This is a genomic window from Sphingomonas tagetis, from assembly GCF_024211275.1.
Lineage (GTDB): Bacteria > Pseudomonadota > Alphaproteobacteria > Sphingomonadales > Sphingomonadaceae > Sphingomonas > Sphingomonas tagetis.
On record NZ_JAMLDX010000005.1, the window covers coordinates 82,691 to 95,000 of the forward strand.

A 12,310-nucleotide genomic window follows, 5' to 3' on the forward strand; every position below is an offset into this window, starting at 1 on the left:
GTTACTCGCGCGCGTCGCCCGGCTGCTCTTCCTCGGCGCGCGCCAGCTCCTTCGGCTTGCGCTTCTCGAACACCGCGGCGAGCCGCGCCTTGGTCTCGTCGTCGAGATCCTTCGAGGCGGCCGGGAACATCTCTTCCTCTTCCTCGTCGATATGGTGGAGATAGCGGTGGCGCAGGTCCTTGAACGTCTTCGCCCAGGCATCGCTCGAGGGATCGGCCTCGACCAGCTCGCCGAGAAAATCGTCGATCTCCTTATGCTCCGACACCGAATGCCGCGCCTCGTCGCGCAGGTCCGGCTTGGCGAGCATCGTGGCGTAGAGCGATTCCTCTTCGGCCGCGGCATGCGCCTGAAGCTCGATGCGAAGCGCCTCGAACAGCTGCGCGCGCTCTTCGCTGTCGGGATCGCTTTCGGAAATACGGGCGAACAGGTCGCGGTGGCGGTCGTGATCGGCTTTGAGGTCTTCGAAAATGCGGTCGTCGGCCATGAAAGTCTCCTTTTGCACCCTAACCGCCGAAACGCCGGGCTTGTTTCACTCGCGAGTCGTTCTCACGCGGCGAACAATTCCATCTGTTCGCGCTTCGGCGCGACCAGCGGTCGCAGATCAGCACGATCGGCCAGCGTTACCGGGCGCCAGTCGTCGGCGATCAGGAAGGGGCGCAGCTTGGTCACCGACACGGTCAGCCGCCCGACATCGGCGAGGCTCAGTCGCCGCCAGCGCCGCGCGATCAGGATCTTGTCGATCGCCTTTACACCGAGCCCGGGCACGCGCAGCAGCGCCTCGCGCGGCGCGGTGTTGACATCGACCGGGAAGCGGTGGCGGTGCTTGAGTGCCCAGGCGAGCTTGGGATCGATGTCGAGCGGCATCATCCCCGTCGCGGCGTCGGCGGCGTCGGCGACCTCGTCGGGGCGGTAATCATAGAAGCGCATCAGCCAGTCGGACTGGTAGAGCCGGTGCTCGCGCATCAACGGCGGGCGCTGAAGCGGTAGCACCGCGCTGGCGTCGGGGATCGGGCTGAACGCCGAATAATAGACACGGCGCAGGTTGAAGCGGCCGTACAGGCTCGCCGAGCGGGTGACGATATCGCGGTCGGTTGCCGCATCGGCGCCGACGATCATCTGAGTGGATTGCCCTGCGGGGGCGAATTTCGGGGCTGAGCGATAGCGCTTCATGGCATCGGCGGTGTCGTCGATGTCGCGCCTGAGCCCGCGCATCGCGCCCTCGATCCGCGGCGCCGACTTTTCCGGCGCGAGCCGGGCGAGTCCGGCGAGCGTCGGCAGCTCGACATTGATCGACAGGCGATCGGCATGAAGGCCGGCCTGATGGATCAGCCCGGGATCGGCATCGGGGATCGTCTTCAAATGGATATAGCCACGAAAGTCATGGTCTTCGCGCAGCGAGCGGGCGACCTCCACGATCTGTTCCATCGTATAGTCGGACGAGCGGATGATGCCGGACGAGAGGAACAGCCCCTCGATATAGTTGCGGCGGTAGAAATCGAGCGTGAGCTTGACGACCTCCGCCGCGGTGAAGCGCGCGCGGCGGACGTTCGAGCTCTTGCGGTTGATGCAATAATGGCAGTCGAAGATGCAGCTGTTGGTCAGCAGGATCTTGAGCAGGCTGATGCAGCGGCCGTCGGGCGCATAGGCATGGCAAATGCCCATCCCCTCGGTCGATCCAATCCCCTTGCCGCCCGCCGACTTGCGCTTCGCGGTGCCCGACGACGAGCAGGATGCGTCGTACTTGGCCGCATCGGCGAGGATTTCGAGCTTTTCGCGCAAATCGAGTTGGGCCATATGTTCGATATATGTTCCATGCCGAGCGCTGTCGAGTCAAAGGCTTAGCTTTTCGCGGCGAAGGGAGAGGGCAAGCGCGATGGTGAGCAGGCTGGCGAGCGCGAGGTAGAGCCAGAGGCCCGGCCACGGCGTCCAGCCCCAGAACTCGCTCGGTATGGTGCGGAGCTGGCCGTTGACGAAAAGCCGCGACCACAGATGGTCGCGCAGCGGGTCCCGAATGTCGGCGGGCGCCATGATTTCGGCTGCTGCGATGACGAGGTTGATCGCGATGCTCGCCGCCAGCAGCAACGCCGCGAGTACGCGTTCCCAGCGGTCGGCGCTTGCCCATAGCGCGCCGGCACCAAGCGCGAGAAAGCCGAGCGCGGGCACGGCATGGCGCGGACCGGTCGAATTGCCGCCGTCCCAATAGATATAGGCGGCGTTGTAGAGAAATGCGGTGGCCGCGACGGCGAGCGCCATCACGGCGACATCGCGCGTTGCCGGTTTGCGGATCAGCGTGAAGAAACCGAACGGCGCGAGCAGCATGACCGGCGCGACCCACAGCATGCCGCGGCGGCTGCCGAAGGTGATTTCGTAGAGTATGTCGAGCTTGGGATAGGTCAGGCCGAACAGCCCCTGCCGCATCCCCTCGAACCCGACCACACCCGAATAGCCGAGCCGGAACGGTGTGCCGAAGGCGAGCAGGTTGTAGCCGATCAGCGGCAACAGCGCGGCGATCCCCGCAGCGGTCGCGAGGCCGTAAAGGCGCAACTTGTCAGGCGTGGTCCAGCGCCAAGTGCGCCACAGCGCCCATAGCCCGATGGGTGTCGCCATCAGCAGTGCGCTGTGTTCGACCACCAGCACCCAACCCAGCGCGAACCCTGCAAGAAGCGCGAATCGCCCGCGCTGCGGCGTATCCGGCTGCGTTCCGCGCCACACCGCCCAGGCGCCGATCACCAGCAATGCGGCAACCGGCGCATGGCCGAACAAGGTGGTCGACCAGCCCCATACCGGCGTACCCAGGCCATAGCACAGCGCCGCGAACAGCCCGGCACCACGGCTGCCGGTGACGCCACCGGCAAGATCGAACAGCGCCACCGCCGCCAGCGCGGTCAGGACGGCGATCACCATCGCCGTCACCACGCGCTGCCGGAGCGTCAGGAACCGGTCCATGCCCGCGCCCATGAAAGCGCGCTGGACCTGACTCGAATCGGTGCCGGTCACGGCATTGACCGCGGCTACCCACGGCACCGCCATCAGCGTCACGCCGGGCGCCTTGTCCGAATAGAAATGGCCGTCGAACCGCGCCTTGTCGATCGTCATGTCGGCAAAGCCGTCGATCTTCGCGTCACCGGTCTCGGCGATGGCGATGGCGGCGAACAGCCGGGTCGCGTTGTTGGGGTTGAACGCCCATGACCCGAACCACGCGCACGACAGCCAGACGAGCGCGAACAGCAACACCGGCACTCGCCAGCGAGCGCGCGCGCCACCCATCGCTCTGCCCCGCAACTCCGCCGCGACTCAGTCCGGCAGCACCTTCTCGGCTGCCTTGCGCCGGTCCGCCTCGGCCTTGCCCGCGCGGATCTCCTGCGCGGCGCAACCGATGCCGCCGCCCGGGCCGACGGTCGAGCAGCTGCCGATGCCGGTCGCGCCGACGCTCATCGCGTCCTGCTGGCGCACCGCCCAGCTCTCATTCTCGCGCTTGGTTTCCTGGTCGCGCAGGTCCTTGGGGATGCGGTAGCGTTCCTCGGCCGGCCGGCGGACGCACACCACGATCTCGTTGCCGTCGGCGTTGGTCGGGCATTTGTCGTCGCCATAGATGATCAGCACCCCATCGACGGGCGCCTCCTGCGCCGCGCTGGCCAGGCCGATCGCCAGCAGCGGCACCGTCGCGATACCCGCGATCGCCAGCAAGGTCGTCTTCATCGTCCTGCTCCTCAAATTCGCTTCGAGACCGCGATGGCGGCCCTGCACGCCAGCCGGATCGCGCCCGAGAGCAACGGATAGGCCGGCGCCATCTCCGCGCCTGCCGCCAGCGCCGAATCGCGATGTTCGAGCTCTTCCGCCCGGAACTCCGCGACCGCATCGGACAGCACCGGGTCGTTCTCACCCAGGGCCTCGAGCTGTTCGCGATAATGGAGGTCGATCTCGGTCTCGACCGCCACCGTGCATGCCATCGCCGCCGCCGGGCCGATCGCGGCCGTCGCCGCGCCCAGCGCGAAACCTGCGGCGTTCCACACCGGCTGCAACGCGGTCGGCCGCACACCGCGCTCTGCGATCAACGCATCGAAGAACTTGCGGTGCCGTTCTTCCTGGTTGGCCATGCCCGAAATCGCGCGCGCCGTGTCCGACCGGTCGCCCATCACGGCGAGCTGCCCGGCATAGATGCGCGTCGCGCCATATTCGCCGGCCTGATCGACTCGAATCATCGAGCGCGCGTCGGGGCGGGGATCGCCGGGCTTCCACTTCATGGCCGCCAATCCCGATTGCTGGGGGCCTTGCGCATCAGCACCGCGATCAGCAATGCGCCGCCCAGCGACACGATCGCGTTCCACCCCGCCAGCGAAATGCCGAGAAAATGCCACGGCGCGACGTCGCAGCGGATCAGCGGGGCGTTCATGATCGAATCGAGCGTGCTGCCCCCGCTAGCGCCGAACGTGGTAGCGCAGCGGGTCAGCCCTTCCCACCAGCCATATTCGACCCCGGCATGGAACGCGCCGATCGCCCCGCTCACCGCGATCAGCAGCGCGGCGAGCCAGATTAGCGGCACGCGCGCCGGTTTCGCGACGAACGACAGCAGCGCCACCACGATCGCCGCATAATGCGGCCAGCGCTGCCACATGCACATCTCGCACGGGTAGAGCCCGCCGAGATACTGGCTGCCCAGCGCCCCGGCCATCAGCCCGAGCGGGACCAGCAGCGCCAGCCATTGCGCGGACCGCTGCGGCGTCAAGTTCAGCGCCGCCCGCCGCTCTTGGGCGCGCCGCCGGCCATGCGCGCGGGGGCGGCGGTGCGTGCGATCGTCTGGAGCGCGTAATGCAGCTGGAAGTCCTCGACGCCCTTCTTCTTGAGCTCTTCCGGCGTCGCGGCGAAGCGCGGGTCGGTCTTGGTGTCTTCCTCGAGCACCGAATTGTCGACCTTGGTCTCGTTGATCAGGTGACGGCGCAGATCGGCCTCGCGGAACACCGGCCGCGTCTTGTAATCGGCGTCGGTGAGCTGCGGCACGGCCAGATCGGGTTCGATCCCGCCTTCCTGAACCGAGCGGCCCGACGGCGTGTAATAGCGCGCGGTGGTCAACCTGAGCGCAGTGCGCGGCCCCAGCTGGAGCAGCGTCTGCACCGATCCCTTGCCGAAGGTCTTCTCGCCCAGCACCAGCGCGCGGTGATGATCCTGCAGTGCGCCGGCGACGATCTCCGACGCCGAGGCGGTGCCGGCATCGACCAGCACGACCAGCGGGAGGCCGCGGGCGAGGTCGTCGGACTTGGCGTACCAACGCTCGATATCCGCCTTGTCCCGCCCGCGCTGGCTGACGATCTCGCCATGCGCCAGGAACGCGTCGGTGACCTCGATCGCCTGAGTCAGCAGCCCGCCGCCATTGGCGCGCAAATCGATGACATAGCCCTTGGGTTTGCCGCCGAGCTGCTTCTCGATCGCGGCGATGCCGGCGCGCATGTCGGACGCGGTGGTCGCGCTGAAGGTGTTGATGTTGAGGATGCCGACACCGTCCTTGACCTCCCACTTCACCGCCTTCTGGACGATGGTTTCGCGGGTCAGCGTGACGTCGAACGGCTTGTCGCGGCCGCGGCGGACGATGCGCAGCGCGATCTTCGAGCCCGGCTCGCCGCGCATCTGGCTGACCGCCTCGTCGAGCGTGCCGCCATAGATCAGCTTGTTGTCGATATGCGTGATGTAATCGCCGGACTTGATCCCGGCGCGCCAGGCGGGCGTGTCCTCGGTCGGGGTGATCACCTTGACCGCGCCGTCCTCGAGCGTGACCGACAGGCCGAGGCCGCCATAATTGCCCTCGGTCTGAAGGCGCATATTGTCGAACGCGACCGCATCGACATAGGAGCTGTGCGGATCGAGACTGGCGAGCATGCCGTCGATCGCGCCCTGCATCAGCTTCTTGTCGTCGACCTTCTCGACATAATCCGCCTTCACGCGGTTGTAGACGTCCATGAACGCGTCGAGCTCGCGATAGCTCGACGTCTCGACGCTGGCCATCGCGCCAGTGGTGACGGGGATCAGCGCAAGCGCGCCGACCGCGGCGGTGACCTGGAGAAGGGGACGGATCATGACGCTACTTTCTGCAAACAAGCTGAACTCAAGATAGACGAAAAGCACGCAAGGCGGAAATCAATCCAGCAATTGCGCGAGATCGACCGGGCGGCCCTGACGGCGCAGCTCGACCATCACGCGCGGGGCGTCTCCTTGCGGGGCGCGGCCGAGCGAGCTGCCTTGCACGAGTTGATCGCCGACGCGCACCAGCACGCGGTCGAGTCCCGCCACCAGCGAGGTCCAGCCCGCGCCATGGTCGAGGATCACGATGTTGCGGTAGCGGCGGAAGCGCCCGGCATAGATCACGCGGCCACCGGTGGGGGCAACCACCTGCGCGCCCGGCCAGGTGGCGAGCGTGAGGCCGCGCGAGCGCACGCCCTCGGCGGACAGCTCGCCAAGGCCGGTGACCACCTGTCCCGCGACGGGAAGCCGATAGGGCGGCGGCGCAGCGCTGCGAGTAACCGGTGCAGGTGCTTCCGCACCCTCGACGCCGGGGCGCGGCAGTGGGCCGGGCAGCGATTCGAGCGCGGCGCGGGTCTCCGCCGCCGCGCCCATCGTATCCATCAGATCGACCAGATCGCGCGCCTGCTCACCCAGCGCCAGCGCACGGTCGGATTCGAACATCGCGCCGCGGCGGTAATCGGCCGAGCGCAGGCTGTGCTCGGCTTCCATCTTCACCAAGGCCAGCCGCTCGTTCTGCAGCCGCGCGCGGCCGTCGCTCAGGCTGCGTTCGGCGAGCTGCGCGCCGTCGCGCAGGCGGCGGGTGCGCTCGACCTCGGCTCGAATCTCGCCGGTGCGCGCATGCACCACCGGCGCGACCGCGCTCAGCGCGGCGCGGACATGGACGATATCGGCGGTCGATCCCGGCTGGACCAGCCCGAGCAGCGCAGGGCGCCGCGCGAGCGATTGCAGCGCCGCGATCAGCCTTGCAACCGGCCCCTGCTGTTCGGCGAGGCGGACGCGCTGAAGCCCAAGCATGCGGTCGACGATATCGATCCGCGCGCGCGCGGCGGCGATCTGCGCTTCGGCGGCCTGAATGCGGGCTGCGACCGCGGCCTCGCGCGTGCGGGCACGCTTGGCTTCGTCACGCTCGCTGGCGGCGGCGGTTTGCAGCGACCGCGCGCGCGCGTCGGCGTCCTGCGCAGCCTTGTTGGCGCTGGCAAGCTGCGTTCGCTGGTCGGTCAGGCTCGGCGTCTGCGCCAGCAGCGTGCCGCCACAGGCCGCCCCGATCAGCGTTCCGGCGATGGCGATGGCGGCGAGGCGGTGCATTTGCCTAGCCTTCGCGGTGATAGGGGTGGTTGGCAAGGATGCTGGTCACGCGCCACAATTGCTCGGCGAGCATCGCGCGCGCCATCAGATGCGGCCAGGTCGCGCGCCCGAACGAGAGCAGCAGGTCGGCCTCGCGCCGTTCGGTATCGCCGAACCCGTCCGCCGCGCCGATCATGAAGCGGCACTCGCGCACCCCGTCGTCGCGCCACGCGCCAAGCCGTTCGGCCAGCACGCGCGACGGCAGGTTCTCCCCGGTCTCGTCCAGCAGGATGCGCCGCGTGCCGGGCGGCAGGTCGGGAATCTTGCCGCCGGTGTCGGGCAGTTCGGTGATCCTGTGCGGCCAAGTCACACGCTTCATATAGCGCGCCACCAGTTCAGCCTCGGGTCCGCGCCCGATGCGCCCGCGCGCGACAATGTGGAGTAGCATGTTTTAGTTGAGGTTTGCCGCACCAGCCCGCTCCCCCACCCGGCCACCCATAGGATACTGGCGTTGGGTGGCCGGGTGGGGGAGCGGGCTGGTGCGGCGCATCGAACGAAACTCAGGCGGTGCCGGAAGGTCCATCGCCGAACGCCCACATGCGCTCGAGATTGTAGAAGCTGCGCACTTCGGGGCGGAACAGGTGGACGATCACGTCGCCCGCATCGATCAGCACCCAGTCGGCGGTCGGCAGCCCCTCGATCCGCGGGTTGCGGCCGAATTCGGCCTTGATCTTCTCGGCGAGCTTCTGCGCCATCGACGCGACCTGGCGGGTCGAGCGGCCGCTCGCCACCACCATGTAGTCGGCGATGCTGCTCTTGCCCGCGAGCGGGATCGAGACGGTCTCGACCGCCTGATCGTCGTCGAGCGAGGCCAGGATCAGGCTGTGCAGCGCGTCGGCGTCGTCCCGCGCACCGTTTGCGGCGGGGGTCGGCGGCGACACGTGGGGGGATGCGTTCAAGGTGGCTCCTAGTCTGAGGTGTCGGGCGTGCTGTTTGTTGGGGACGGCGAAAAACGCCGATGCCAGGCAGGGTCGGCGGCGCGAAGGCGTGTCGCCGAAGTCGGATCAGGGCGGAAGCGCAGCAGCACCAGGGCCGGCAAACTCCAACTCGTCCAGTTCTTCGCCTGGCCTGCGGGCCGCACATAGCGCCGCAGCCAACCCATGGCAGGACTTGCATGGGCGTCGCGATCATAGCCCGGGCGCGCGATTACCGCAATCGGAACCTGCCGCGCGATCGTGCGCCAGCCCTTCCACCGGTCGAACTGTGCGAGATTGTCGGCACCCATCAGCCACACGAAGCGGTGCCTGGGGTAAAGCCGGGGCAATTTGGTCAGCGTATCGACGGTGAAGCGCGTCCTGAGCCGCTTCTCCACCGCGCTCGGCCGGATCGGCGCGTGCCTCGCCATCGCACGGGCCGAGGCGATGCGCGCAGCGAACGGCGCCATCCCCTGCGCCTCCTTGAGCGGATTGCCCGGCGACACCAGCCACCAGACTTCGTCGAGTTCGAGCGCGCGCAGTGCATGGAGCGAGATCGCACGGTGCCCGCGATGCGCTGGGTTGAACGACCCGCCGAGAAGGCCGATGCGTTTCAAGGCTCGACTTGCCAGTCCTCGCGCTCATGTTGCACGCGCAAGACCTGAACAACGCCATCGACGAGCCGGTACAGAATGATGTGTGGTGTATCGATCACGCGAAGCGCGCGGCTTCCGTGAGCGATCGGTCGACCGCCATGGGGAAAGTCTTCAAGGAATCGTGCCCGCCGGCGAATATGGATCAGCGTAACCAACGCAATCTCGGGACGGGCATGTTCGCTGAGCCATGCGTCGATCTCGCGAAGATCGGCCAGCGCGGGCGCAGTCCAGTCTAGTTGCGGCATCGCGCCTCATGCTTGGCGATCATCGCGTCCAGCTCAGCCATGACGACCTCATGGGGAATCAGGTCGCCGCGATCAGCAGCGTCGATACCGACCTGAACAAACGCCATGAAATCGGCTTCGCTTTCCGCCACACGACGGATTGCTTCGGCAGCGAAGTCTGCGCGGCTTCGCCCCTTGGCTGCTGCCAAGCGATCGACCAGATCGAGCGTGTCAGGATCAAGCCTGGCAGTGATGACGGCTGTCTTGCTCATAAAATACATGTATACAATTGTATTCAGAGATTCAAGGCCGGGTCTGACCGGTCCCCCGGACGACCCATTTGTACGTCGTCAGCCCCTCCAGCGCGACCGGGCCGCGGGCGTGCAGCCGTCCGGTGGCGATGCCGATCTCGGCGCCGAGGCCAAACTCGCCGCCATCGGCGAATTGAGTCGAGGCGTTCCACATCACGATCGCGCTGTCGACGCCGTTCAGGAAGCGCTCGGCGGTCGCGGCATCGCCGGTTACGATCGCGTCGGTATGGTGCGATCCATGCGCCGCGATGTGCGCCATCGCGCCCTCGACGCCATCGACCCGCTTCACCGAGAGGATCGAGTCGAGATATTCGGTGTCCCAATCCTCGGCATTGGCGGCCACGACGCGCGGCTCGATCGCGCGGATATCGGCATCGCCGCGCAGCTCGCAGCCGGTGTCGGCCAGCGCCGCCAGCATCGGCGCCGGATCGGCGAAGGCGCGGTCGATCAGCAGCGTCTCGGTCGCGCCGCAAATGCCGGTGCGGCGCATCTTGGCGTTGACCGCCAGCTCGCGCGCCATCGCCGGATCGGCGGCGCCGTCGATGTAGGTGTGGTTGATCCCGTCGAGATGCGCGAGCACCGGCACGCGCGCCTCCTCCTGCACGCGCGCGACCAGGCTCTTGCCGCCGCGCGGCACCACCATGTCGATCGCGCCATCGGCGCGCAGCATCGCCCCCACTGCCGCCCGGTCGGTGGTCGGCACCAGCTGCGCTGCGTCGGCGGGCAACCCGGCCTGCGCCAGCCCGGCGGCGAACGCCGCATGGATCGCGCGGTTGCTGTGCGCGGCTTCCGAGCCGCCGCGCAGGATCGCGGCATTGCCGCTCATCACGCACAATGCCGCTGCGTCGGCGGTGACGTTGGGACGGCTTTCATAGATGATGCCGATCACCCCGATCGGTACGCGCACGCGGCTGAGTTGCAAGCCGTTAGGCCGCTCGCTGCGGCTGATCGTGTCGCCCACCGGATCGGGCAAAGCCGCGACCGCCTCGACCCCTTGCGCCGCGCCTTCCAGCCGCGCCGGATCGAGCCGCAGCCGGTCGAGCAGCGCGCCCGACAGCCCGTTCGCCTCGCCTGCCGCGACATCCCTGGCATTGGCGGCGAGGATCGCGTCGGCCTGCGCCCGCATCGCGGCGGCGGCGGCACGCAGGCCCTCGGCCTTGCGCGCGGTCGGCAATCCGGCGAGCCTCCCGGCGGCGGTGCGGGCGCGCTGGCCCATCTCGGCGATCAGTTGTTCAGGATTCTGGTCCATGCCCGCCCGCTATCACGCCAGCACGGCAAAGTCCCTATCGCGCGCGCTTTGCATCGCGGATAGCATGGCTTCATGGGGGAATTCGACGCAGCCGGCGATGTCGTCAGCGGAGCCTTGCTCGGCCGCGCGGTCGAGCAGCGGCATGGCGAGGCGCATGCCGAGCATGGCGGCCTGTGCCTCAATTGCGGTACCGCGCTGGTCGGCCCGCACTGCCACCGCTGCGGCCAGGTCGGCCATGTCCACCGCACGATCGGCGCGATCGGGCACGAAATCCTCCACGGCGTCGTCCATTTCGACGGCAAATTGTGGCATACGCTGCCGCTCTTGTTCTTCCGCCCCGGCCAGCTCACGCGCCGCTACATCCATGGCGAGCGCGCCTATTTCGTCTCGCCGATGGCGATGTTCCTGTTCTCGGTTTTCACGATGTTCGCGGTGCTGCAGATCATGGGCATCTCACCGCCGGCGGAGATCGGCACTGATCAGTTCCGCCAGGGCCTCGTCTTCGCGACCAAGAAGACCGAGGACAAGCTCGCCGACGTCAAGGCCGCCCGCGCCACCGCCGAACCGGGCAGCGAGCGTGCCAGGCGGCTCGACCGTCAGGTCACGGGGCTGACCGACGAGCTCCAGCGGCTCAGGACCGCGCCGGTGTCGATCGGCAACACGCGCTTCATCGGCAACACCAAGACCGGCTGGGCACGGCTCGATAAGGGCATCGAAAAGGCCAGCAAGAACCCCGGTCTCGCGCTCTACAAATTGCAGACCAACAGCTACAAGTTCAGCTGGGCGCTGATCCCGCTGTCGATCCCGTTCGTGTGGCTGCTGTTCGCGTGGAAGCGGCAGTACAAAGGCTATGACCACGCGGTGTTCGTGACCTATTCGCTCGCGTTCATGTCGCTGCTGTTCATCCTGCTGACCTTGGCCGGCGCGCTGGGACTGAGCGGCGGCAACATCGCGCTGGTGGCGCTGACCGCGCCACCGTTACACATCTTCTTCCAGCTCAAGGGCGCCTATCGCCTGCGCGGGTGGAGCGCGCTGCTGCGCACGATCGTGCTGCTGTGGCTGATCACCTTCGTCGTGTTGATCTTCGGCCTGCTGCTGCTCACGCTGGGGCTGGTCGGCTGATCATTTACACGGATAGCGTTTGCGCATCATCGCATAGAAGGCCGTCTTGACGCTCATCCCGCGCTGCGCCGCCGGGATCGCCTCGAATTCGCTGAGCAGGTCCTTGCTGGTTAGCTTGGCCTTGCCCTTGGGCGGCGGGCAGCTGTGCGGGGTGCGCCCCGCCGCGCGTGCGCCCTCGATATCGGTGCGATAGGCTTCGCCGACCGCCTTCATCTCGGTGGTCAGCAGCTTGATGTCGGGCGAGCCCATCGCGAACAGCCCCTTGGCCTTGAGCCCGCTCACCTTGGCGAGGAATTCGGCCACGCTCATCGCCTGCGCGCTTGCCGGCAGGGCGACCAGCGCCGCGATCATCATCAGTTTCTTCATACGCTTACTCTCCGATACCGCGACCGATATCGACCGATTATGGCGGCATGCAGGCGCTTCACAGTCGCGCGCGGCCCGCTAAAGTCGCGGCGTTTTCCACGGGGGTTCG

General features: G+C 67.5%; 16 protein-coding genes. 1 reads left to right on the forward strand and 15 read right to left on the reverse strand.

The window, feature by feature from the left end; genetic code table 11:
- Position 1: 1 nt before the first annotated feature.
- From M9978_RS08495 to M9978_RS08560, 14 genes are all read right to left on the reverse strand, one after another.
- Complete coding sequence (locus M9978_RS08495) at positions 2-484, reverse strand: hemerythrin domain-containing protein (RefSeq protein WP_254292596.1); 483 nt, start codon at positions 482-484, stop codon at positions 2-4.
- 62 nt (positions 485-546) lie between these two features.
- The gene (locus M9978_RS08500) at positions 547-1,794 is read right to left on the reverse strand and encodes a putative DNA modification/repair radical SAM protein (protein WP_254292597.1); all 1,248 of its coding nucleotides are present in this window, start codon (positions 1,792-1,794) and stop codon (positions 547-549) included.
- Between the two features lie 36 nt (positions 1,795-1,830).
- The gene (locus tag M9978_RS08505) at positions 1,831-3,267 is read right to left on the reverse strand and encodes a hypothetical protein (RefSeq protein ID WP_254292598.1); all 1,437 of its coding nucleotides are present in this window, start codon (positions 3,265-3,267) and stop codon (positions 1,831-1,833) included.
- Between the two features lie 27 nt (positions 3,268-3,294).
- Complete coding sequence (locus tag M9978_RS08510) at positions 3,295-3,699, reverse strand: hypothetical protein (RefSeq protein ID WP_254292599.1); 405 nt, start codon at positions 3,697-3,699, stop codon at positions 3,295-3,297.
- A gap of 11 nt (positions 3,700-3,710) precedes the next feature.
- Positions 3,711-4,244, reverse strand: coding sequence for a demethoxyubiquinone hydroxylase family protein (locus tag M9978_RS08515; RefSeq protein ID WP_254292600.1), 534 nt, complete (start codon positions 4,242-4,244; stop codon positions 3,711-3,713).
- Positions 4,241-4,672 carry a disulfide bond formation protein B gene (locus M9978_RS08520; RefSeq protein ID WP_254292747.1) on the reverse strand — a complete coding sequence of 144 codons (432 nt, stop codon included), beginning with the start codon at positions 4,670-4,672 and terminating at the stop codon, positions 4,241-4,243. The genes M9978_RS08515 and M9978_RS08520 overlap by 4 nt, the downstream gene beginning before the upstream one ends.
- Positions 4,673-4,728: 56 nt before the next feature.
- Complete coding sequence (locus tag M9978_RS08525; protein ID WP_254292601.1) at positions 4,729-6,069, reverse strand: S41 family peptidase; 1,341 nt, start codon at positions 6,067-6,069, stop codon at positions 4,729-4,731.
- Between the two features lie 60 nt (positions 6,070-6,129).
- Positions 6,130-7,320, reverse strand: coding sequence for a murein hydrolase activator EnvC family protein (locus tag M9978_RS08530; RefSeq protein WP_254292602.1), 1,191 nt, complete (start codon positions 7,318-7,320; stop codon positions 6,130-6,132).
- Between the two features lie 4 nt (positions 7,321-7,324).
- A complete protein-coding gene (locus M9978_RS08535; protein WP_254292603.1) occupies positions 7,325-7,747 on the reverse strand; it encodes a 23S rRNA (pseudouridine(1915)-N(3))-methyltransferase RlmH in 423 nt (140 codons plus the stop codon).
- 112 nt (positions 7,748-7,859) lie between these two features.
- The gene (gene rsfS, locus M9978_RS08540; RefSeq protein ID WP_254292748.1) at positions 7,860-8,240 is read right to left on the reverse strand and encodes a ribosome silencing factor; all 381 of its coding nucleotides are present in this window, start codon (positions 8,238-8,240) and stop codon (positions 7,860-7,862) included.
- Positions 8,241-8,266: 26 nt separating this feature from the next.
- Positions 8,267-8,890 carry a nicotinate-nucleotide adenylyltransferase gene (locus tag M9978_RS08545; protein ID WP_254292604.1) on the reverse strand — a complete coding sequence of 208 codons (624 nt, stop codon included), beginning with the start codon at positions 8,888-8,890 and terminating at the stop codon, positions 8,267-8,269.
- Positions 8,887-9,174, reverse strand: coding sequence for a type II toxin-antitoxin system RelE/ParE family toxin (locus M9978_RS08550; RefSeq protein ID WP_254292605.1), 288 nt, complete (start codon positions 9,172-9,174; stop codon positions 8,887-8,889). The genes M9978_RS08545 and M9978_RS08550 overlap by 4 nt, the downstream gene beginning before the upstream one ends.
- Complete coding sequence (locus M9978_RS08555) at positions 9,162-9,425, reverse strand: CopG family ribbon-helix-helix protein (RefSeq protein WP_254292606.1); 264 nt, start codon at positions 9,423-9,425, stop codon at positions 9,162-9,164. The genes M9978_RS08550 and M9978_RS08555 overlap by 13 nt, the downstream gene beginning before the upstream one ends.
- A 31-nt stretch (positions 9,426-9,456) precedes the next feature.
- Positions 9,457-10,713 carry a glutamate-5-semialdehyde dehydrogenase gene (locus tag M9978_RS08560; RefSeq protein ID WP_254292607.1) on the reverse strand — a complete coding sequence of 419 codons (1,257 nt, stop codon included), beginning with the start codon at positions 10,711-10,713 and terminating at the stop codon, positions 9,457-9,459.
- Positions 10,714-10,785: 72 nt separating this feature from the next.
- On the opposite strand from M9978_RS08560, the gene M9978_RS08565 reads away from it, so the two are divergent.
- Positions 10,786-11,835: a DUF3667 domain-containing protein gene (locus M9978_RS08565; protein WP_254292608.1), complete on the forward strand. Its 1,050-nt coding sequence runs from the start codon at positions 10,786-10,788 to the stop codon at positions 11,833-11,835.
- Here M9978_RS08565 and M9978_RS08570 read toward each other — a convergent pair whose 3' ends face one another.
- Positions 11,836-12,201: a hypothetical protein gene (locus M9978_RS08570; RefSeq protein WP_254292609.1), complete on the reverse strand. Its 366-nt coding sequence runs from the start codon at positions 12,199-12,201 to the stop codon at positions 11,836-11,838.
- Positions 12,202-12,310 lie beyond the last annotated feature (109 nt).

Coding starts and splice junctions, on each gene's coding strand:
- M9978_RS08495 (WP_254292596.1), bottom strand. CDS start 484: ATGGCCGACGACCGCATTTTCGAAGACCTCAAAGCCGATCACGACCGC.
- M9978_RS08500 (WP_254292597.1), bottom strand. CDS start 1,794: ATGGCCCAACTCGATTTGCGCGAAAAGCTCGAAATCCTCGCCGATGCG.
- M9978_RS08505 (WP_254292598.1), bottom strand. CDS start 3,267: ATGGGTGGCGCGCGCGCTCGCTGGCGAGTGCCGGTGTTGCTGTTCGCG.
- M9978_RS08510 (WP_254292599.1), bottom strand. CDS start 3,699: ATGAAGACGACCTTGCTGGCGATCGCGGGTATCGCGACGGTGCCGCTG.
- M9978_RS08515 (WP_254292600.1), bottom strand. CDS start 4,244: ATGAAGTGGAAGCCCGGCGATCCCCGCCCCGACGCGCGCTCGATGATT.
- M9978_RS08520 (WP_254292747.1), bottom strand. CDS start 4,672: ATGGCCGGGGCGCTGGGCAGCCAGTATCTCGGCGGGCTCTACCCGTGC.
- M9978_RS08525 (WP_254292601.1), bottom strand. CDS start 6,069: ATGATCCGTCCCCTTCTCCAGGTCACCGCCGCGGTCGGCGCGCTTGCG.
- M9978_RS08530 (WP_254292602.1), bottom strand. CDS start 7,320: ATGCACCGCCTCGCCGCCATCGCCATCGCCGGAACGCTGATCGGGGCG.
- M9978_RS08535 (WP_254292603.1), bottom strand. CDS start 7,747: ATGCTACTCCACATTGTCGCGCGCGGGCGCATCGGGCGCGGACCCGAG.
- M9978_RS08550 (WP_254292605.1), bottom strand. CDS start 9,174: ATGCCGCAACTAGACTGGACTGCGCCCGCGCTGGCCGATCTTCGCGAG.
- M9978_RS08555 (WP_254292606.1), bottom strand. CDS start 9,425: ATGAGCAAGACAGCCGTCATCACTGCCAGGCTTGATCCTGACACGCTC.
- M9978_RS08560 (WP_254292607.1), bottom strand. CDS start 10,713: ATGGACCAGAATCCTGAACAACTGATCGCCGAGATGGGCCAGCGCGCC.
- M9978_RS08565 (WP_254292608.1), top strand. CDS start 10,786: ATGGGGGAATTCGACGCAGCCGGCGATGTCGTCAGCGGAGCCTTGCTC.
- M9978_RS08570 (WP_254292609.1), bottom strand. CDS start 12,201: ATGAAGAAACTGATGATGATCGCGGCGCTGGTCGCCCTGCCGGCAAGC.